Annotated in this window: 15 protein-coding genes; 9 read left to right on the top strand and 6 right to left on the bottom strand. The window is 44.1% G+C overall.

Annotated features, from left to right (window positions below; translation table 11 throughout):
• Positions 1-17: 17 nt before the first annotated feature.
• Positions 18-2,570, bottom strand: a complete 2,553-nt coding sequence (locus tag ACN6MV_RS04510; protein ID WP_419885796.1) for a beta-mannosidase — start codon at positions 2,568-2,570, stop codon at positions 18-20.
• A 380-nt stretch (positions 2,571-2,950) separates the two neighbouring features.
• Here ACN6MV_RS04510 and ACN6MV_RS04505 point away from each other — a divergent pair, with 380 nt between their 5' ends.
• From ACN6MV_RS04505 to ACN6MV_RS04480, 6 genes are all read left to right on the top strand, one after another.
• Positions 2,951-4,303: an ABC transporter substrate-binding protein gene (locus ACN6MV_RS04505; protein ID WP_042124283.1), complete on the top strand. Its 1,353-nt coding sequence runs from the start codon at positions 2,951-2,953 to the stop codon at positions 4,301-4,303.
• Between the two features lie 118 nt (positions 4,304-4,421).
• Positions 4,422-5,315 carry a carbohydrate ABC transporter permease gene (locus tag ACN6MV_RS04500; protein ID WP_042124281.1) on the top strand — a complete coding sequence of 298 codons (894 nt, stop codon included), beginning with the start codon at positions 4,422-4,424 and terminating at the stop codon, positions 5,313-5,315.
• 2 nt (positions 5,316-5,317) lie between these two features.
• Positions 5,318-6,151: a carbohydrate ABC transporter permease gene (locus tag ACN6MV_RS04495; protein WP_042124279.1), complete on the top strand. Its 834-nt coding sequence runs from the start codon at positions 5,318-5,320 to the stop codon at positions 6,149-6,151.
• 30 nt (positions 6,152-6,181) lie between these two features.
• Entirely contained in the window at positions 6,182-8,035 is a 1,854-nt protein-coding gene (locus ACN6MV_RS04490; protein ID WP_076121416.1) for a sensor histidine kinase, read from the top strand.
• A complete protein-coding gene (locus ACN6MV_RS04485) occupies positions 8,036-9,535 on the top strand; it encodes a response regulator transcription factor (protein WP_419885795.1) in 1,500 nt (499 codons plus the stop codon). It abuts the gene before it with no gap.
• Positions 9,507-10,289, top strand: a complete 783-nt coding sequence (locus ACN6MV_RS04480; protein WP_081390062.1) for a spermidine synthase — start codon at positions 9,507-9,509, stop codon at positions 10,287-10,289. The genes ACN6MV_RS04485 and ACN6MV_RS04480 overlap by 29 nt, the downstream gene beginning before the upstream one ends.
• Positions 10,290-10,370: 81 nt before the next feature.
• Here the strand turns inward: ACN6MV_RS04480 and ACN6MV_RS04475 are convergent, their stop codons facing one another.
• The 5 genes from ACN6MV_RS04475 to ACN6MV_RS04455 all read right to left on the bottom strand — a co-directional run bounded on the left by ACN6MV_RS04475 (position 10,371) and on the right by ACN6MV_RS04455 (position 15,912).
• Positions 10,371-11,258, bottom strand: a complete 888-nt coding sequence (locus tag ACN6MV_RS04475) for a sugar phosphate isomerase/epimerase family protein (RefSeq protein WP_076121418.1) — start codon at positions 11,256-11,258, stop codon at positions 10,371-10,373.
• A 38-nt stretch (positions 11,259-11,296) separates the two neighbouring features.
• Positions 11,297-12,325 carry a LacI family DNA-binding transcriptional regulator gene (locus tag ACN6MV_RS04470; RefSeq protein ID WP_197069744.1) on the bottom strand — a complete coding sequence of 343 codons (1,029 nt, stop codon included), beginning with the start codon at positions 12,323-12,325 and terminating at the stop codon, positions 11,297-11,299.
• 68 nt (positions 12,326-12,393) lie between these two features.
• Positions 12,394-13,974: a DUF3502 domain-containing protein gene (locus tag ACN6MV_RS04465; protein WP_339268871.1), complete on the bottom strand. Its 1,581-nt coding sequence runs from the start codon at positions 13,972-13,974 to the stop codon at positions 12,394-12,396.
• 77 nt (positions 13,975-14,051) lie between these two features.
• Complete coding sequence (locus ACN6MV_RS04460; protein ID WP_339289297.1) at positions 14,052-14,948, bottom strand: carbohydrate ABC transporter permease; 897 nt, start codon at positions 14,946-14,948, stop codon at positions 14,052-14,054.
• Positions 14,949-14,976: 28 nt separating this feature from the next.
• Positions 14,977-15,912 carry an ABC transporter permease gene (locus tag ACN6MV_RS04455; protein ID WP_231574041.1) on the bottom strand — a complete coding sequence of 312 codons (936 nt, stop codon included), beginning with the start codon at positions 15,910-15,912 and terminating at the stop codon, positions 14,977-14,979.
• A 590-nt stretch (positions 15,913-16,502) separates the two neighbouring features.
• Between ACN6MV_RS04455 and bglX the strand changes: the two genes are divergently transcribed.
• From bglX to ACN6MV_RS04440, 3 genes are all read left to right on the top strand, one after another.
• Positions 16,503-18,662: a beta-glucosidase BglX gene (gene bglX, locus ACN6MV_RS04450; protein ID WP_375104841.1), complete on the top strand. Its 2,160-nt coding sequence runs from the start codon at positions 16,503-16,505 to the stop codon at positions 18,660-18,662.
• Positions 18,663-18,692: 30 nt separating this feature from the next.
• Positions 18,693-19,661: a metallophosphoesterase family protein gene (locus tag ACN6MV_RS04445; protein WP_375104840.1), complete on the top strand. Its 969-nt coding sequence runs from the start codon at positions 18,693-18,695 to the stop codon at positions 19,659-19,661.
• 194 nt (positions 19,662-19,855) lie between these two features.
• Entirely contained in the window at positions 19,856-20,608 is a 753-nt protein-coding gene (locus tag ACN6MV_RS04440) for an exonuclease domain-containing protein (RefSeq protein ID WP_419885794.1), read from the top strand.
• Positions 20,609-20,627 lie beyond the last annotated feature (19 nt).

The raw sequence follows: 20,627 nt of genomic DNA, 5'->3' as shown, positions 1-20,627 counted from the left end.
CCTTCTCTCCTTAAGATTTACAGTAAATCTTCGCTAACAAAATCAACCATAGATTTAACCTTTAGCCCCTTAGGAACGGCCGGAACCCAATCTCTTCCATCCTTGCCCCGCTGAGAGAATACTATCGTCTTGGACTGTCCTGGGAGAAGATCAAAGAAGTTGTCGGAGAATATACCTTCATCCTCTGAGATCAGGTATACGCCCCTAGCCAATACATCACTTGTCACAGTGAAGCTTAAACCACCGCTATCCGGAGTTTCATTTATCGTAATCACTGAATGCTGCAACGGAATTTCTGTTTCCGGGACAAAATAATGTACCTTGCGGTCTATCACCTGTCCATCAGCCTGCAAGCTAATCTCTAACACTACCTCGTCTGATCCATGACCTTCTAGCAATTCCACCACAGGAGACGAGAATACAATAGCCGTAGAATCGGCTCCGAGCTCAACCGGATGTGTCCACTCTCGTAGCACCGAGCCGTCAAACTTATACAGCCTAAGCATCAGCTCAGCAGTTATTGCTCTTCTTAAGTCAGAAACGACATGAACGTCAATCCGCTCACGGTCTGTACCATCAATAGACAACAAGACATCCTTAAAGCTTGAGCGTACGGTATATTGCAAAGCTTTCCAGCGCCCGTTGTAATCCATACCCGCCCAAGAAGCAACCGGCCAGCAATCATTCATCTGCCAATATAAAGTGCCCATACAATAAGGTTTATTTCTTCTGTGACTTTCAATCGCAATTCGGATCGCTTCAGCTTGTAAAATTTGACTCATATATAGAAATGCTTTGAAATCCTTCGGCTGCGGCAGATACATATCCATATATTCTTTGATCAGCAGATTACCGCGGCCATTCTTCTGATGAGCCAGCATCACCTTTGAAGTAAGCTCCAAATCCTGCTCTTCGGCATAACTCATTACGGTTTTCAGTTCCGGGAACGACTGGAAGCCATACTCACTCATAAAGCGGCCAACCTTTGTATTATAATTCTCAAAAGGCTCAATTCCGTGCCACACGCCCCAGTAATGAACATCCCCATCCCCCGCCATCCGCGTCGCATGCTGATCCATATTGCCCGTCAGATCCCGCAGCGGCGAAGACGGCCAATAGTCTACTCCTGGATGGAAAGCGGTAACAGCCTCCGGCAGAATATGGTGGAATATTTTCTCATAATCAGCCCACATGCTCGCTCTATGTTCAGCATCGATTTTTTCTTTCCAGCCCCAGCCCATATTTTCCTCGAACTGTGACCAGGCCGAATCAATCTCGTTATTGCCACACCATAAGGCGATGCAGGGATGATTGCGCAATCTTTTGACGTTATACTCCGCTTCTTTCTTCACATTTGCAAGGAACGCCTCGTCCCCCGGATACATGCTGCAAGCAAACATAAAATCCTGCCAGACCAGCAGACCATATTCATCACAAAGCTTATAAAAAATCTCCTCTTCATAAAAACCGCCGCCCCATACGCGCAGCATATTCATGTTTGATTCTACCGCCGTGACAATTTCATGCCGATACCGCTCCTCGGTAACTTCTGTGATGAAGCTGTCATTCGGAATATGGTTGGCACCTTTAGCAAAGACCGGCACACCATTCAGCGCGAAAGAAAATGAAGTTCCCTTGGCATCGCGTTCCCGAATCAATTGAATACTGCGCAGTCCGGTTCTTACACTTTTGCTAATTATAGCTTCCTTACCCTGCACCAAATCGGCTTGGAAAGTATATAAATGAGGTTCGCCTAGCCCTCTACACCACCAGAGCTGCGGCTGATCTATCACGATATCCATCTCTACTTGCTGTTTGCCACCCTCTAATGTAACTGTTCGCATCCATTCTAAGCCATCGGCGCTTATACGCAGCATTCCCTGCCAAGCAGTAGGAGCATCCACTTCAATAATTGCGGTCAGTCGAGCTTCTTCCTTGGTGATCACATTTTGACGGATATAGAGATCTGTGATTTGAACTTCGTCACGTCCCTCAAGGGAGGCTTCACGCCATATGCCACTGGTCAAGAAACGCGGGCCCCAGTCCCAGCCGTAATGATAAGGAGCTTTGCGGGCAAAAACACTAATCCGCTGTTCATCCAGCCCCCCAAGCTCGGATTGATCATTCGGTGCAGGCAACGTATACCCCAGCTTTGCTAGTTTAGGCAAATCCTCTTTGACTACAGAGCGGAACCTCACTCTAATATTGTTCTCACCAATCTTCAGCTGCTCTTTGACATCCACTCTCCACGCCAAAAACATATTATCTGCCGCGAGTACATGTACATTGTTCACATAAACATCAGCATAGGTATCAAGACCTTCAAAGATCAGCTCCGTGCAAGAAAGCCCCGACCACTCTTCACCAAGCTGCAAAGTCGTTTGATATTCCCAATCCTTCTTATCAATCCACTGTAGATTATGTTCATTCATTCCATAGAAGGGATCCTCAATTTTTCCGTTCTTCAGTAAATCCGTATGGACCGTGCCTGGCACAGTAGCTGGAAGCCACTCCTCATCTCCGCAACCTCTAAATTCCCACTTTGCAAGCTTCATCTCTAGCTGTTTCATTTTATCCTCCTAAAAGTTTTGTATAGCATACACTTCTTTGAACGACTTCGTACAAAACTCACTTCGAAAGCATTTGCTTAAAGTTTTGTAGAGCATATGCTTCTTTGAGTGTCTTCGTACAAAACTCACTTCGAAAGCAGCAGCTTAAGTTTTGTAAGCCTATTCATCTTTCAAAATAGCATACCTCTTCTAGCATTTCATTGAAGTCAATTGATATTCTTTGTATTTTGTTATCCATTCGTTAGGTATACACTAATTATAATCGCTCAAACAAAACAAATAAAGACAATAAATAATAATACAATACATTTCTAAACGCTTTATTTAAAGCTATAATGTTCATGTAAACGCTAACAAAATAATGAAAAGGGGATTAAGTTATGAGAAATAAGTTATTTTCGTTATCTTTTGTTATGATCATGGTTTTATCATCAACGCTTGCTGGCTGCGGCTCGAACAACGGCAACAGTACAAATAACGGGGCTTCCGCAACAGATAAGCCCGCAGCAACGAATACAGAAAATACAAGTGGTGATTCAACAAACACCGCAACAGCTGAGCCTGCAGCGGGAGCTGATATTAGCGGAAAAATCACCTTCCTGACCAACAGAACAGACATGATTGGCAAAGAATACGACGAATATTTAAAGCGCTTTAATGAGAAATACCCGAATATTAAAGTCGAATTCGAAGCTTCTCAAACCGACTATAATCAACAAGCTAAAGTCAGAATGGCCAGTGGCGAGCTTCCAGACGTTATGTTCGTACCAACCATCCCTAACTCCGACCTGCCGAAATACTTCGCTTCACTGGATGATCTTGGCCTGAACGATCAAATCACCTTTAAAGACTTTAAATCCTTTGATGGCAAGCTGTACGGAATTACCACAGGGAACTCTACATCCGGGATTGTTTATAACAAAAAAGCATTTGCCGATGCCGGTATCACAGAAACACCAAAGACTTGGGATGAATTTTTGGCTGCCTGCGAGAAGCTGAAAGAAAAAGGTGTCATTCCACTGGCTTCTAACTTCAAAGATAAATGGCCGCTTGGTACATGGGCTTATGATACGCCACGCCTGATTGCAGGTAATCCTGACTTCCCTAACGAGAAATTGAACACAGAAACACCATTCACGATGGATAACGGCTATGGGAAAGCGTTTAGTCTGCTGAGAGAGCTCAATGAAAAAGGCTATCTGGAAAAAGACATCAACTCTACTAACTGGGAGCAATCGAAAAAAGACATCGCTTCCGGCAAGTTCGCCATGTACTATCTCGGAAACTGGGTTATTAACCAAGTTATTGGAGTCGGAGCTCCTTCAGACAATGTTGGCTTCTTCCCGTTGCCTTATGATAATTCGGGCAAACCATCTGCTACCCTCAGCCCTGACTTCTTCTATGCTGTCGCCAAAAACAGTAAAAACTTAGAGGCAGCAAAAGCATTTGTAAAATGGATGATTGAGGATTCGGGATATGAGGATTTCGCGGGCTTTATCTCTCCATTAAAAGGAAAAGAGTCTAATCTGGCTCAGCTAAAAGAATTCCAAGCTACTGGAGTAGAGCTTATAGAAGGAACTGTCGATGATGCGAAGGTTACAGAGATCGGCAATAAGGCACAGCTGGATCTTCCAGCAGTAGTTCAAGAATTCGTGCTTGCTAAGGACCCACAATCTGTAATAGACAAGTGGAACAAGGCTTGGGCAAAAGCCAAGAAAGACCTCGGCTATTAATTAAGGCATCTTTTCACTCATGAAATAGAAGTACACTACGGCGCAAAATGGATTATCGCCCTTACGGATAATCCATTTTGCCTTTCCATATCAAGCTTTTATGAAAGAAGGGCTAGCGATGTTCGGAACACTTTCCTATAACAAACAGAAAATGATAATCATCGTATCATTCCTCACGATCCCATTGTTGCTCCTTGCGACGTTTACGTATTATCCAGCGCTTAAGCTGATCTATTACAGCTTTACCAACTGGGATGGCTATAGCCCTGAGAAACCTTGGGTTGGTCTTGCTAATTACCGCGAGGTCTTCTCTAATCCTGATATTTTCAAAGTATTTACACATAACTTTGCTTATTTCGCTATGGGAATTATTCAGAACATTGTCGCCATTTATTTTGCAGTTGTTCTGAATAGTAAACTCAAAGGTAAAAATGCATTCCGAATCTTACTTTTCCTTCCTTACATCATGAACGGGGTTGCCGTTGCTTTTATGTTTGGTTATGTCTTTGACACTACTAACGGCTCATTGAACATGTTCCTGAATAGCATCGGTCTAACCGGACTAGGACAGACCAGCTGGCTCGGAACAGAAGGTCTGGTCAACTACTCTCTGGCGTCCACAGGATTTTGGCGTTTCATGGGCTATAACATGGTCATCTACATCGCCTCTTTGCAGGCCATACCAAACGATATCTATGAAGCCTCAAAGATCGATGGTGCCGGACCTTTTCAGACGCTTTGGAGAATCACTTTACCCAATATGAAGCCAGTCATCCAGCTCAACTTATTTCTCACCGTCACCGGGGCACTGGAAGTATTCGATCTCCCCTTCGTACTGACCAAGGGCGGCCCTGCAGGTGCCAGCGAAACTTACGTTCAGAAAGTTGTAGATACTGCATTTGCTTACAACAACTATGGTCTCGCTTCTGCCATGAGTATTATCCTGCTCTTCTTTGTCGTTATCGTACTGTTAATTCAACAACTAGTTCTTAGCCGGGGAGGAGACAAATAGACATGACACACTCCAAGTTTCGCTTCACAGACTTCATTAAATACTTCTCGCTAATAATCGGCGTATTTGTCGTACTCTTTCCTCCTTATGTTGTTATCGTAAACGCCTTCAAATCAACTGATGAATTCAACAGTAGTAGCTCCATGGCGTTGCCGACAAGCTTTTTAAACTTTGATAATTTCATTGCAGTCTTCCAGCGTGGGGGTCTACTTAACGGCTTTGGTAACGTGTTAATTATTATTGCTATTACTTTAATTCTGAACATTCTATTTGGAACTATGGTAGCATTTGTACTGGGACGCTTCTCTTTTAAATTAAAACCTGTTGTCTTCGGTGCTTATTTAATAGCCACTATTATTCCAAGCATCACGACACAAGTAGCGACTTTTGGTATCATCAAAAGCATGGGGCTTTATAACACGCTCGGCGCACCTATCGTGCTCTACATCGGAGCAGATGTGATTCAAATTATTCTTTATTTGCAATTTATCCGTAATATTCCCGTAGATCTCGATGAGAATGCGATGGTTGAAGGCGCATCTCTTTTCAAAATCTATCGCTCGATTATTTTCCCATTATTGACGCCGGCTACAGCTACTTTGATTATCTTGAAGACGATTAGTATTTATAATGACATGTACATCCCTTATCTATATATGCCAAAACAAAGCCTGGGCGTAGTTACGACGATACTGATGCGTTTTCAGGGGGTCAATTCAGGAGAGTGGAATTTGATCTGTGCGGCCATTCTACTTATCTTACTTCCAACAATAATTCTATATTTCTTCCTACAACGTTATATCTTTGAAGGCGTAACCAGCGGTGCAGTTAAATAAGGAAGCTCACTTTAAGAAAGGACAACGCAAATGGTATCATTCATCCGGCTAGTCTTACGTAAAATGTGGTTGTTCCTTGCCAATCTTCCGATGGAGCGGAAACTGATCGTCGTATTTATCTTTTTGATCTCGCTTCCAATCACTTATGTTAGTTATTTGTCCTCCCGCTCCATGTTCAATTCTGTTCTTGTGAATGCAACGGAAAGCGCGAACCAAATGACATCGAACGCCTCTGATACCATTGACCGTTATGTCGCCGATCTAAAAAGATATACTGCGCTGCCGCTGTATAATACCGATGTACAATTCTACCTTACTCAGCAAAATACCGACTGGGATAAAAATACTGGCATGGCGATGTTCCTGAGCTACTTGAAGCATACGAAGGAAGAGATCATCGCCGTGTACATGGTGGATCAATACGGTTCTGTTTTTTATGATAGAGTCCCAGGAATCCACGAGCTATATCCTGAGGAACGATTAGCTGAGTGGAGGACCTTAAGTGAAGAAGCTGGGGCCGCTCCTGTCATTCAAGGCAAACATACGATTCGTGTAAACTCCAATCTCCATAGAGAGGTTATCAGTGTACTTCGTACCATTAATTCTGTAAGCACGCTAGATAATATAGGAATTCTCGTATTTGATGTAGACATCAACTTGTTTAAGGGGATCATCGATCCCGTAAATGCGGTAACGCAAGGCAATACACTAATTGTAGATAATAACGGAGAACTGATCTATGCCGGTGAAGAGTCCGCAGACTCGATGCAAGCTGGCGAGGAGCAAAGTCTGAACACGCAGCTTTTGCTGCAGCATGTGAATCAGCAACAGGATCATTTTCAAATAGAAATCAATGGCCAGTCTTATCTTGCAGTGTATACCGTTTCGAAACAGACAGGTTGGACGACAATGGTTACGATTCCTTTGGCCCGTATCCTGTCACCTGTACAAAAGAATCGCAATGCTCTTATATTGACTACACTGATCATTATTGCTTTTGCACTTTGTGTTGCGACGATTATCTCACATGCGCTGACCAAACCTCTTAAATCTTTAGTCCGTCTAATGAAACGGGTACAGCACGGTAATCTGGATGTCTGGCAGCACTCCAAATACAATGATGAGATCGGTATGCTCGGCAGTCATTTTAATCGAATGATCATAAGGGTCAAGGATCTGCTGCAGGAAGTATCCCTCACCGAGAAGCGTAAGCAGAAGGCTGATATGAGAGCACTTCAGAACCAGATCAATCCACATTTTATTTATAATACGCTGGAGTCTATCCGTATGCTGGCAGAGAGTAATGATGACCCACGTGTAGCGAAGCTTACCTATTTGCTTGGACTTCAGATGCGTTACAGTATTGTCCGAAGCGAAGAAGCCGTTACGATCAGACAAGAGCTGGATCATGTACGAAATTATTATCATCTGCTGCAAATCCGGTTCCCAGATAAGTTTAGTCTAGACATTGATGTGCCCGAGAAATTTTTACATCTTCCTGTAATCAAGCTTGTCTTTCAGCCGATTGTGGAGAACGCGGTCTTTCATGGCTTGGATCAAAAAGTAGGGCTCGGTACCTTGCGCATCACCGCATGGAGTGAGCATGGAAAAGTCGTATTCTGTGTAGAAGATGATGGGATCGGGATGGATGAAGCTACCCTTCGATCCTTAAATAATAGTCTGCAAAATGGGACTGAAAGTGAAATGTTCGGTATTGGTCTACGAAATGTGAATGAGAGAATCCGCCTGCATTACGGCAGCTCAATCGGGCTCCTTGTAGAGAGCACGCTCGGAGTGGGTACTCGTGTTACGCTACGCATTGAGGACATTACCTTCACTACGCATAGTGAAGATGACATGAATTACGGAGAGGAGATGCTCTGATTGCTGCGAATTGCAATTGTTGACGATGAAATCCTGATCCGCGAAGGTCTAGCCCGAATGATCAGCAAAGAAAACACTGAATTCCTGGTCATCGGCACCTACTCCGATGGGAAACACTTGCTTGACGAGTTACCTTCACTTCAACTTGATGCTGTGATTACTGATATTCGTATGCCGCAAATCAACGGCTTGGAATTAATTAAACAGTTAAAAACCAGTCACCCTCAAATCCGCTCCATTCTGATGAGTGGATTTGTTGAATTTAATTATGCCAGAGAAGCCATACGCAGCTCTGCAGTAGACTACTTATTAAAGCCGATCGATAAGGAGCAACTATTCGAGCTGCTTTATCAATTGGAGGAAGAGCAACAGTTCTCTCATGACAAGGAGGTACGTCACCGTTCTGGTCTCTTGCTGACCCTACTTCAAGTCGATGAGCCCCCTTCCCCCTTGCTGTTGTCGAGTCTTATCTTGCCCCAGCCTTATTTCTCGGTCTTTGTGTTCAAAGGAAGACCCCGAGAGACCGTCTGTTTCTGTGTAGACAGTCTGAGGCAAGAGAGGACATTTAGCATCGACAGCTTAGAGATTCAGAATGGTCTGCACGTCTGTATCCTGTATTCTACGAAGCCACTCTCAAACAGCGATTGGAATGACATGGGTGACAGGATCCGTATCTCTGCCAATGGTATGATATTGCATATAGGTGCTAGCCGTTCATATAATGATACCACCAAGCTTAGACAAGCATATCTAGATGCTAAGTTAGCCTGCAGTGTCGGTATTTATAATCCAGATCGACTGCATTATCTGAATATTCAGGACATTCGACAGCCTGAGATAAATATTCTAGAGCCTTTTAATGCGATCAAGGAACCCTTAATCCATGATCTGCAGATTCTGAATATGGAGGGTGCCTTAGAACGTGTGCATAGCTTATTCTCAGTACTGAGATCACAACAAGCTGCGCCCGATCAAATTCTCCGTGTCTGTGGATGGGTTATTGAATCTGCGCAGAAAGAACTGCAGGAATTCGAGACCCTCTACAAAGATGCTCGCCCTCTCGGGCTGGATGAAAGCATCGCGTCCAGTATGAGCTTCAGTGAAATTGAGCGTGGTTTCACCGACCAATTCTCTAGCATTCTGTTTGAGATCAGAGCCCATCGCCTAGAGATGTCCGGTACAGCTGTAGAAACCATAAAGCGCTGGATATCAGCCAACTATAATCAACATGCGGATCTAAACACCTTGGCGAATATGGTTTTTTTGACACCAAGCTATCTAAGTAAGCTGTTCAAACAAGAGACTGGACTTACTTTAACGGACTACATCACGGAAATCCGGCTGCGTAAAGCCAAGCATCTGCTCAAGAATGCCCCTGACCTAAAGATTCACGAGATTGGTGCAGAAGTTGGATATGGCGATCCTGCCTACTTCAATAAGCTTTTTAAACGTGTAGTCGGTGTTACACCCAATGAATATAAACGAATTTCTATCGTATAAGGAGATTGATCACTTGCAGTCACAGCTTCACACGAGTAGCGATAATCATGAAACAATCACCGTCTATGACACAACAGAACTATATGGTGAAAAAGGTATGTTCCGCGTCATGCAGTTTTCCAATCAGGCCATTCAAGGTGCAATGGATCTCAATCACCCGGAACGAGTTGTGTTTGAATATCCGCGAGCCATTATTCACTTGATGGAAATTAACGCTCCCTTTTTCGAGGATGCCTTTCTTATTGGTCATGGGATTGGAACGATTGCTGGGTATTTTCTAGACAAAAGATTCAAAGTAGCTGAGGTGGACAGTGAAGTAGTCGAATTAAGCCGCCGCTATTTCGGATACACGCAAGATAACGTAGTGATCGGAGACGGACGTCAGATCCTTGAAGGTGAGGAACACCAGAAATATGATTACATTATCTTGGACGCTTTCACCGCCGCAGGTACACCGAGACATTTAATCTCCAGTGAATTTTTCAGCATCGCGTATTCAAAACTGAATGCCGAAGGGTATCTCCTTATGAATCTTATGGGAAAAGGAGAAAATGACCCTCACATTAACGCGATTCATACCACGCTTGCGGAAGAATTCACCTATATCAAATCCTTTGCGCTGGCTTCAGAAGGGGCTGCGGATATCAAAAACATCATTATTATAGGTGGATTTAAGCCGATTCGCTTTCAAGCTCGCCACATGGCAGGCTTTAATGAAATCCAGCTTGGGCAAGGATATCTTATTCGGGATTAAAGTATATATTAAAAATGACCTCATCCTCCACTTCATTGTGGATGTTGAGGTCATTTTTGGGCTGTTACTATCTGATATCCTTTACACCGGATTAGGGACAAAACTGCCACCTCGGCAATACTTCAGATAATTTAGCGCATGCACTTGTCCAGTCATTTCTAACTCACCTTGATAGACAGGATCATGCCAGCCTTCAATATCAATAGTTCCCTTATAGCCGGCTTGGCGCAGAATCGTGATGATATCCACCCAATTCGTATCTCCAAAGCCAGGTGTCCGATCCCACACATAAGACTTAGGTCCGTGAATCCCATATTCCTTGACGATATCCCAAGCAATGGTGGCATCCTTGCCATGTACGTGGAATACCTTATCCACCCATTTTCGTAGCTGCGGAATCGGATCAATGAGACCGATCAGCTGGTGGCACGGTTCCCATTCCAAACCCAAATTATCTGCTGGAACCGCATTGAACATCTTCTCCCAGGCTGAAGGATTATGAGCAATGTTCCACTCTCCGGCCTGCCAATTTCCACCCATAGAGCAATTTTCAAAAGCAATTCTTAAGCCACGATCGGCTGCTCTTTTGGACAATTCACTAAACACCTCTGCAAATCTCGGAATCGACTCGTCAATCGAAGAACCTGGAAGACGTCCGGTGAATCCGCCGATAATATCTGTGCCGAATAAATGCGCATGATCAATCAGCCGCTCCCAGCTGGCGAGTGTGTCAGCGTTGTCGCCTGTTCCTGAAAGTGGATTGCCATAAATCCCAACAGAAGAGATGACAAAATCATGTTCAGCAGCCAGTTCCCTGAGTCGTGCAGCTGTTTCTACAAGATTAGTTTCACCGGTGGTCTGCCAAAAGTTCAAGTTAAAGGACTCAAACCCATGCTGAACAATTTGCGGAATAACGGCGACGGCCTCCCCGCCACGAACTAGAGTACCTATTCTTAATGTGTCTTGCATTTGGGTTACCACTCCAATGATAGCGTTTATAGTCAGTATTATACCTTAAGTGTTTTGAGCATCTTGCAAGAGCCTCGTTTGAGCAATACCGCATCGTAGACAATATGCTGATGGCCTGATCGTCCAGAAATAAGATCAAACAGGACGCCCACGCTAGATAAGGCCATTTCTGTACCCGGTTGGCTGATCGTATCGAGTGAAGGATGAAAATATTCAGCCATCTCAATTCCGTCAAAGCCAATGATTGAAATATCATCCGGGATAGACAACCCCGCGGTAAGTACAGCTTTGGCAGCACCGATAGCAATCGTGTCAGAAGCCGCAAATATTGCGGTTACTCCCTTATTCCTTTTAAGCAGTCTTCGTGCTGCATCAAATCCCGAGCTAGGACTGTATTCACAATCCTCTACCAGCTGTGGATCATAAGGCAGATTATGTTCTTCCAGTGCTTTCTTGTAGCCCAAATATCGCCGGTTCCCTGTAGTTTCATCCAGCAGTGGGGACTTGGCTAGAAAACCAATATTCTCATGCCCAAGTGAGATCAAATAATTGGTGGCTTTATATGCTTCTTTCAATTCATTAATGGTGACACTAGAAAAGATATCCGGGTCTACCTCTTGCGTGGAGGTGATCGTCGTCAGTACAAACGGAACCGTCAGCTGCTTGAATTTCTCTTCGGAATGATTGTAGGTTCCCCCCATGAAGATGATCCCGCATAGATTTTTTTCTTTGATCAGCTGAATCGCCGCATTGATTTCATCCGTACCGTCCTCTACCTGATGAATAAGGAAAGGATAACCTCGCAGATTAGCCTGGCGCTCGATTTCTTTGATCATATTGGAGAAGAACGGATTCGTAATCCCCTTGACCATAAGTGCAATGTTCTTAGACTCCGTAGTTTTTAAATTTCTTGCATTCGAATTGGGAATGTAATTATATTCCTTTACAACATTTAGAACCTTTTCCCGTGTAGCCTTGCTCACCAGCCCCTTGTTGTTGATGACCCTGGAAACCGTCGAGATGCCCACACCGGAAATCCGCGCGATATCCTTGATATTTACGTCCACTATACTCCCCCACTTATGAATAAGGGAGCTATATGAAACTATAGCTCCCTCACACCTTTTAACGTTCTTTAGTTCACCGGAACAAACTCAGCCAATTGCTTTTCTACTTCGGCAATAACCTTGTCAATTCCTGCTTTTTTCAGTTGCTCACGGTAATCCGCTACAGCAGCTTTAGGATCTTTGCTTGTTTTACCAAGCATCAATTGAATACCAAGCTGGGAATTCACGTTGGAGATGGAAGCAATTTCTGTAGTTACATTCGCTGGATCGAAAGTAAAGCCGTTGTATGGATCATTGATAGCCACTTTATCCCACTCTGCGAACAGAGAGTTACGGATTGGGTTCTCTGTGTCCGTAGGAACTACGAATTTGTCATTACGAAGTGACCAAGCAGCGAAACCTCCGCCGTCTGTTTTTTCGTTGAAGCCTGCAGGCTGCTTTTTAACTCCATTTTCCATGACATATTGCTTACCTTCAATACCGTTTTGGATGAGGTTGTAGTAGCTTTCGTCAGTCATGAACTTCTCGATTACCATCAAAGAACGCTCTGGATTCTCAGAGTTGACACTAATTACGGTAGAGTTATCAACACCCATTTTACGTTTAATCTTCTTGTTAGCTTCTGCAAAAGTATAGAAATCAGTTTCTACCCCTGGTAGTGCAGTCTTATCCCCGCCATATTGACCGAGCCAGTCCTGAGTATGCGTCAAGTAACCCGCGGAGTTTGCTGCTCTGAAGTTATCCTTGCTTCCAAGTGATGAGGACAGTACATCTTTGCCCCAGTATCCCTTGTCTGCCCATTCACGCATCTTCACAGCCCAATCTTCGAATTCTTGGGTGTAGGCTGGAGAGAACACTGTTTTGTAGTCCTCTGCGCTCTTAGTCACTAAATTGATTTCATTTGTTGAGATCCCTGGTGCATTAAGCCACTGACCAGTAGTATCTACGAGCATTCTGAACATATTTTGTGCATCTTCAGCTTTACCATTAATAGGTGGGAATGATTCATTGGCAACTACATTGTCCATGTATTTAACCATATCGTCGATAGATGCAATTTTTTCCATGCCGTATTTTTTCAGCAAGTCTACACGATAAGCATAACCGCTTGGTGTATATTCGCTATAAAGACTCGGAACACCATAGATTTTACCTTTGACCTTCGTATTTTCCCACACACTTGCTGGAATTTCTGCCTTCAGCTTAGGAGCAACTTTGTCGAGCATGTCAGTAATGTCTACCAACGCACCTTCACTTGCTAATGTATAGTAGTTTACCGGTGCTCCAGGAGAAGCATGTGACAAATCAAATGTTTCACCAGAAGCAAATAGCAATGGATATTTCGTTGCAATATCTGGCCAGTCGATATATTTAATTTCTAAAGTTGTATTGATATCTGCCTTGAGTTTTTTGTTAATCTCAGCTAGAATCGCCTTATTTTGAACACCTTCACTGCCCCACAAGTAGTACGTCAGCTTAGCTTCTTTGGAAGTATCGACTCCTCCTGTATTGTTAGCAGATGTTTCTGGTGATTTAGTAGCTGCTGCATCATTGCTAGAAGCATTGTCTTTGGATGATGAGCAAGCTGTAAGTGCCCCCGTAAGCATTAGGACAGCTAGTAAAGAAGACGCCGTTTTTTTACCTTTCATTAGGTAAACCTCCCTTTTTTTCTGTTAATAATGATTGCTTGATTTATAATAAACGCCCTATGAAAAGGAAACGTCCATTAACCCTTTACTGCCCCGATTGTGAGGCCTGTTACGAAGTAACGCTGCACAAATGGATATAGAAGAATAATAGGTCCAGTAGCTAGCACAGCTGTAGCCATTTTAATGGATTGCGTCGGAAGATCAGCAGTATTGATTACCGCCCCCGAATTGACTAGCGCTCCGAGATTCGCCTGATTGACCATTCGCTGCAAGAAGTATTGAAGCGGATACTTCGTCGGATCGTCGATATACAACATTCCGTTATACCATTCATTCCAAAAGCCCAGTGCCGAGAACAATCCAATTGTTGCTAAGGATGGAACTGCTAGTGGAATGAATATCCGCCAATAGATGCGGAAGTCACCGGCGCCGTCAATTGTAGCGGATTCATATAGAGAATCCGGAATAGCTTTCATAAAGTTACGCATTAGGAAGATGGACCAAGCGCCCACTACACCCGGAAGGATCATGGCGAATAAGCTGTCCTTCATATGAAGATGTTTGACCATCAGGATATACGTTGGAATCAAACCACCGCTGAAAAGCGTTGTAAAGTAAATCATAAAGGAGAAGAAATTACGATATTTGAAATCTTTTCGGTTAAGTACGAACCCAGCCATTGACATCATGAATAGTCCAAGTACCGTACCTACTACGGTGATAAAAATCGTAACCTGATAAGCACTTACTAGTTTGCCAGAGTTATTCAACAGCAATTCATAAGCCTTTAATGAGAATTCCTTTGGCCAGAGCTTATAGCCTTCACGGACAATTTCCTGTTCATTCATGAACGAGGAAGAGATCATTAATGCAAAAGGAAATACACAAAATAGTGCAAAGATTGTAATGCAGAGATAGCTGACCGCTTTAATGAGAATACTGCCAGAATCCTGCTTGATTTTTGATTGTTCCACTGATATCACCCCTATTTCGTTTCTGAATTTAGAATAATGCGCTGTCTGGTTCGACCTTACGAACAATAAAGTTTATCACCAGTACCAGAATCAGACCGAATAAGGATTGATAGAAGCCGACTGCCGCACCCATGGAGAAGTTGAATTGCCCCACTAATGAACGGAAGACATAGGTATCAATGATATCCGTCTGCGGATACAGCACGGAGTTAGTACCAATCAGGTTGTAGAATAGGTCGAAGGAGCCTTTAAGAATGCCACCCAATCCGAACAACAGCAATAGAATAAAAGTAGGCTTCAGAATTGGAAGAGTCATGTAGCGAATCCGCTGCCAGGTCGTAGCCCCATCCATATAGGCCGCCTCATACAAATCATGATTAATTCCTGTAATGGTTGCCAAATAGACAATCATACCGTATCCAGTTCCAGCCCAAATCTTAAAGGCAACAATGATATACTTCCAAATCCCAGGGTCAGAGTAAAATTCATAACGATCTAACCCCAAGCTTACAAACATCGTATTAATAAAACCTGAGTTGAAGTTGAACAAGTTGTAGGCAAATACACCGACGATAACCATTGAGATAAAGTTTGGAAGAAGAATGACGGACTGCGTTATCTTCTTGAACCACTTACCTGCTATTTCAGATAACATAATGGCGAAAACGATTTGAATAATATTCCCCAAGGCAAGAAATACAACATTGTAGAGTAGTGTATTTTTGGTAATATTCCAGAGATCACCGTTTTGAAACAGGAACTCAAAGTTCTTAAGGCCAATGAAATTACTACCGAAAATACCCTTATTGAGCTTGTAATCTACGAATGCGACGTAAGCGCCAGGCATTACCGCATAGTGAAAAATAATAAAGTATAGGATTACAGGCAGCAACATTAGAAAAAGCACTTTGTTCTTAATGACTTCCCGGACAATATTTCCACCCGCAAGCTTAATTCTTGCCAATGAGCCCACCTCCAATTTGAAAAATGCATTTCGTCAGATGCATAACTTAGCTTCCTTTCCTGTCCCGCAACCAGCTTAAAACTGATTGCTCATCCTTTATGATAAGGCGTATCGGATGATATAGAAACGTTTCCATAATTTCTTTGAAACTCCCTGTACGAAAATCATACTCCCTAGATGTATGCGCTGTCAATTCATTTTATTTTTGTTTTTCTAGTAATAAAAATCACATTTTACAACCTAAATATAATGAATCGGCCGATTTCACGAAGATAATTGACTTTTTATGGCCTTCGGACTAAGATCGATATGTATCGTTTATGGAAACGTTTCTATCTGTTCTTTCATAACATGTCAGCCTCTATCTATGACGTCTGACGTTGAACTCCCCGTACCGATCTATTACATGTCTCATCCAATAATATTAATCTGCGTATGCACACGGAACAGGGTATTGAAAGCTATCCTTTACTCGGAATCCTCTCCCGCTTAAAGCAGCGGCGAACAGAAATCGCAAGCGCTTTCTTATTGGTATAGCACATCTAATTGTCACAATAACTATCAATGCGCTCACGAGGAAGGTGTTAACCATGACTAAATCTTTTATCCAAGATCTTGTGAACGATATGACTCTGGAAGAAAAACTGGCCCAATTAACCCAGCTAGGCCCTCACTATTGGGGTTTGGATGATACCGTGGATTTAACCGGCCCATTTAAAGAACTGAACATTCAGCCACAGGTGATGGAGAACATAGGAAGTGTTCTGAATGGTATTGGAGCTAGAAATGTGATTGATCTGCAGACCCGGCATTTGCAAGCCAGTCGTCAGAAGATTCCTCTGCTCTTCATGGCGGATGTCATTCATGGCTACAGAACAATTCTTCCGATCCCGCTTGCGATAGGTTGTAGCTTTGATATGGAAGCTTGCGAGCGATTTGCTGAAGTTGCAGCCAAAGAGAGCGCAGCTGCCGGCATCCATCTCACTTTCTCACCTATGACAGATCTCGTACGCGATCCGCGCTGGGGACGGGTGATGGAGACGTCCGGTGAGGATCCTTATCTGAATGCCCGTGTAACTGAGAGCATGGTACGGGGCTATCAGGGCAAAGACCTAAAAGAAAAAGGTCGTATCGCTGCCTGTGTGAAGCACTTCGCCGGTTATGGCGCTCCCGAAGGCGGTCGAGAATATAATACGGTCGATATGTCCCTCGGCGTATTACGTGAGTTCTATCTACCAGCCTATAAAGCTGCTGTAGATGCTGGTGTAGCCATGGTGATGGCCGCATTCAATACGATTGACCGTATACCAGCAAGCGGTAATTCCAAACTTCTCCGGGGAATTTTGCGTGAGGAATGGGGCTTCAACGGCGTTACCATTGCCGATTTCAATTCCGTCAATGAGCTAATCCCTCATGGTGCAGCTGAGGATGGCCGTGAAGCAGCGGAGAAAAGTATAGCTGCAGGACTTGATATTGAAATGATGTCCACCCATTATCTAAACCACGGTGCCGGTCTGGTCGAGGAAGGCAAGCTGGATGTCTCTTTGATCGATGAAGCCGTTATCCGAGTGCTAGAACTTAAGGATGCCCTCGGCTTGTTTGACAATCCATTCAAGGATGCAGACCCGTTAGTAGATGAGGCGCCCACGCCGAGCACGGAGAATTTACAAGCAGCGAGAGAGCTGGGTGCCAGCTCAGTGGTACTGCTGAAAAATGACAATGACGCTCTGCCCCTTAAACGCGGTATGAAGATTGGATTGGCTGGTCCCTTCGCTACCTCTATTCATGTGCTGGGCGGCTGGTCTGGAACGGAAAAAGACCCGGCCGTATCACTCTACAACGGCATTTCTCAAAAAACATCTGCCGCAGATATTATTACGGCCATGACTGGTGAGCTGGGAAGCATGCTGGAGGGTGTTTTTGATGTAGAGGATGAAATCGAAGAAGCCTTCCAGCGCCTGAAGGATTGCGATGTAATTCTCGCTGCTGTAGGTGAGAATCAGCAGGATACCGGGGAAGGCGGAAGCAAAACCAATCTGCGCTTGTCGACCAATCAGGAGAAGCTGATCTGGCGTTTGAAAGATACTGGCAAAAAGATTGTTACCATTGTATTTAGCGGCCGACCACTGGAACTAAAACCTGTTCTTGAGGCCAGCGACGCTTTGCTGCAAGCCTGGTTTCTAGGTACAGAATCCGGAAACTCACTAGCTGATGTGCTGTTCGGAGATTATAATCCATCCGGTCGTTTATCTATGAGCTTCCCTTACTCGGTTGGACAAATTCCTATCTATTACAATGCCTATCAGACGGGACGTCCCTATGATCCCCTATATCCCAATGTACGATATGTAACTCGATATCTGGATTGCCCTAATGACCCTCTCTTCTGCTTTGGCTATGGTCTGAGCTATTCCAGTTTTGATTACAGCAACTTCAATGTTGATGCTGCCGATCGGATTGTTGCCTCCATTGAGGTGGAGAATACTTCAGACATCGCCGGTAAGGAAACCGTTCAACTCTATATCCACGACGTCAGCGCAAGTGTCGTTCGCCCGGTCAAAGAACTGAAGGGCTTCCGGCAAATTACACTCGCAGCGCATGAAAAACAAGTGGTTTCTTTCGAGATCACTAGAGATATGCTGATGTTCTACGGAAAAGACGATCAATTGGTCTACGAGCCCGGAGAATTTGATATTATGATTGGTAGAAACTCAGGAGATCATTTCACACAGCGGATCTGGATCGGCTAACAATATTACACAGTAAGGGAGATACCCCCAATGAGACACAGCTTATCATTTCAGCAAGATGGAACCTTGAAAATTGTACAGTTCACTGATCTTCACTGGATGGATGGAAGAGCCGAAGATCAGCGTACTCGGGAACTGATGGAACGCGTTCTGGAAGCGGAACAACCTGATCTTGTGGTCTTCACGGGAGATCTGATTTACACTGCCCCTGTCTCACCTGGTGAACAGGCGTGTGAAGACCCTGCCCAAGCATTTCGGGATGCTGTCGCTGCTGTTGAGAAAACAGGTACCCCTTGGGCCTTCGTATTTGGCAATCATGATACAGAAACTCTGATTTCCCGCAGTGAACTGATGCAGATTGCATTGGAACATCCCCACTGTCTGGCCGAAGCCGGTCCAGAGGATCTTGAAGGCTCAGGCAATTACACACTTGAAATAAAAGATCACGATGGCCAAGCAGCCGCTGTCCTTTATTTTGTTGACTCCGGCAGCTACTCCGAGATGGAGCATATCCCTGGCTACAATTGGGTTAGTCGGAATCAGATTAACTGGCTAACTGCTGAATCCGCTCGGTTGAATCCTAAAACTGCTGAGAACAGGCTGCCTGCATTAGCTTTCTTCCATATCCCGATTCCCGAATATCGTGAGGTCTGGTCTACACAAGTCTGTCATGGGTATAAGTATGAGCGTGTATGCTCACCTGAGGTTAACTCGGGATTATTCTCGGCTTTGCTTGAAATGGGTGATGTGCTGGGCACCTTCTGCGGACATGACCATATCAATGATTTTACGGGCAGCCTGTATGGCATACGTCTTTCCTATGGCCGTGCTACCGGCTACAATACTTATGGAAAAGAAGGCTTTATGCGGGGCGCACGCGTCATCAGACTGACCCAAGGCACCCAAGACTTCGATACCTGGCTTCGTCTTGAAGATGGATCTGTCCTGCTGGAACAGCCAATTCATCAGCCTGAACCTGCTTCCGTTCCAGAGCATTAATCGTCTTACTTTATTGTCTGCAATCATCTTTGCTCATTTATAGTTATAAAAAGAACCCGCATAGTGCAGGTTCTTTTTTATGTTCCAATATTAGCTTGTTCCCATACTCCCCATTACATCGCTTTTTTTGTTAAAATAGAGTAGTCGACGTATTAAGCACTACAGCGTCAGTCATGGAACGGAGGCAAGTACCTGTGGATTATATTATTCTGGACATCGAATTCAACGGCCGTAAGTTTGCCAGCGAGCACCCTATGGAGGTCATTGAGATTGGAGCTGTCCGGTTAGACTCTTCATTGCAGTATAAGGATGAATTCTCTTCCTTGATCAAACCCATATATTTCTCTACCCTTAATTCTTTTATTAAGAAAAAAACCGGGATTCCCCAAGAGGAAATTGATATTGCACCCCGCTTCCCGAAAGTCATCACTGCTTTTAGAGAGTGGCTTGATCTAAGTACAGACGGAGTTCTGCTACTAACATGGGGTGGCGAGGACATGAAGCGTATCATTCAGGATGTGCGCATGCATAAAATGGACGATTCCTACTGGATGTCCGCAACCTATTTCGATTTACTGAAGGGTGTACTGCGGGCTCGCGGCCTAAGCAATGATGTCAGCGTGGAAAGCGCGATGGCTTTGTTTGAACTTGAGCCGTCTGGATCTGCTCACCGTGCGTTGGATGATGCAAAGATGACTTCGGAAATCTTCCGCGCTGTGTTTAAAGAGCTGGATTTCGAGCGCTCACAGCATTACGTAGATACCTTCTCTAATGCCAAAGAACGCAAGACGGTCAAAATCGCCATTAAAGCGATGAACTCACAAAAAATAGTGCCAACCTGGGACCTTGTTCTTGAACACTATTTCTCAGACAAAACCACCCTAACCGATCCTCGGAAATTAGAGGAATTACAAAATTATTTTGCGGCGCAGATGGGTCAAAAATAACTTCAAACATCAGCAAACT

It is taken from the genome of Paenibacillus sp. B-A-8, assembly GCF_048572915.1.
Taxonomy (GTDB): Bacteria; Bacillota; Bacilli; order Paenibacillales; family Paenibacillaceae; genus Paenibacillus_AQ.
The sequence above is the reverse complement of the archived record's forward strand: the minus strand, read 5'-3'. Positions and strand labels throughout refer to the sequence as shown.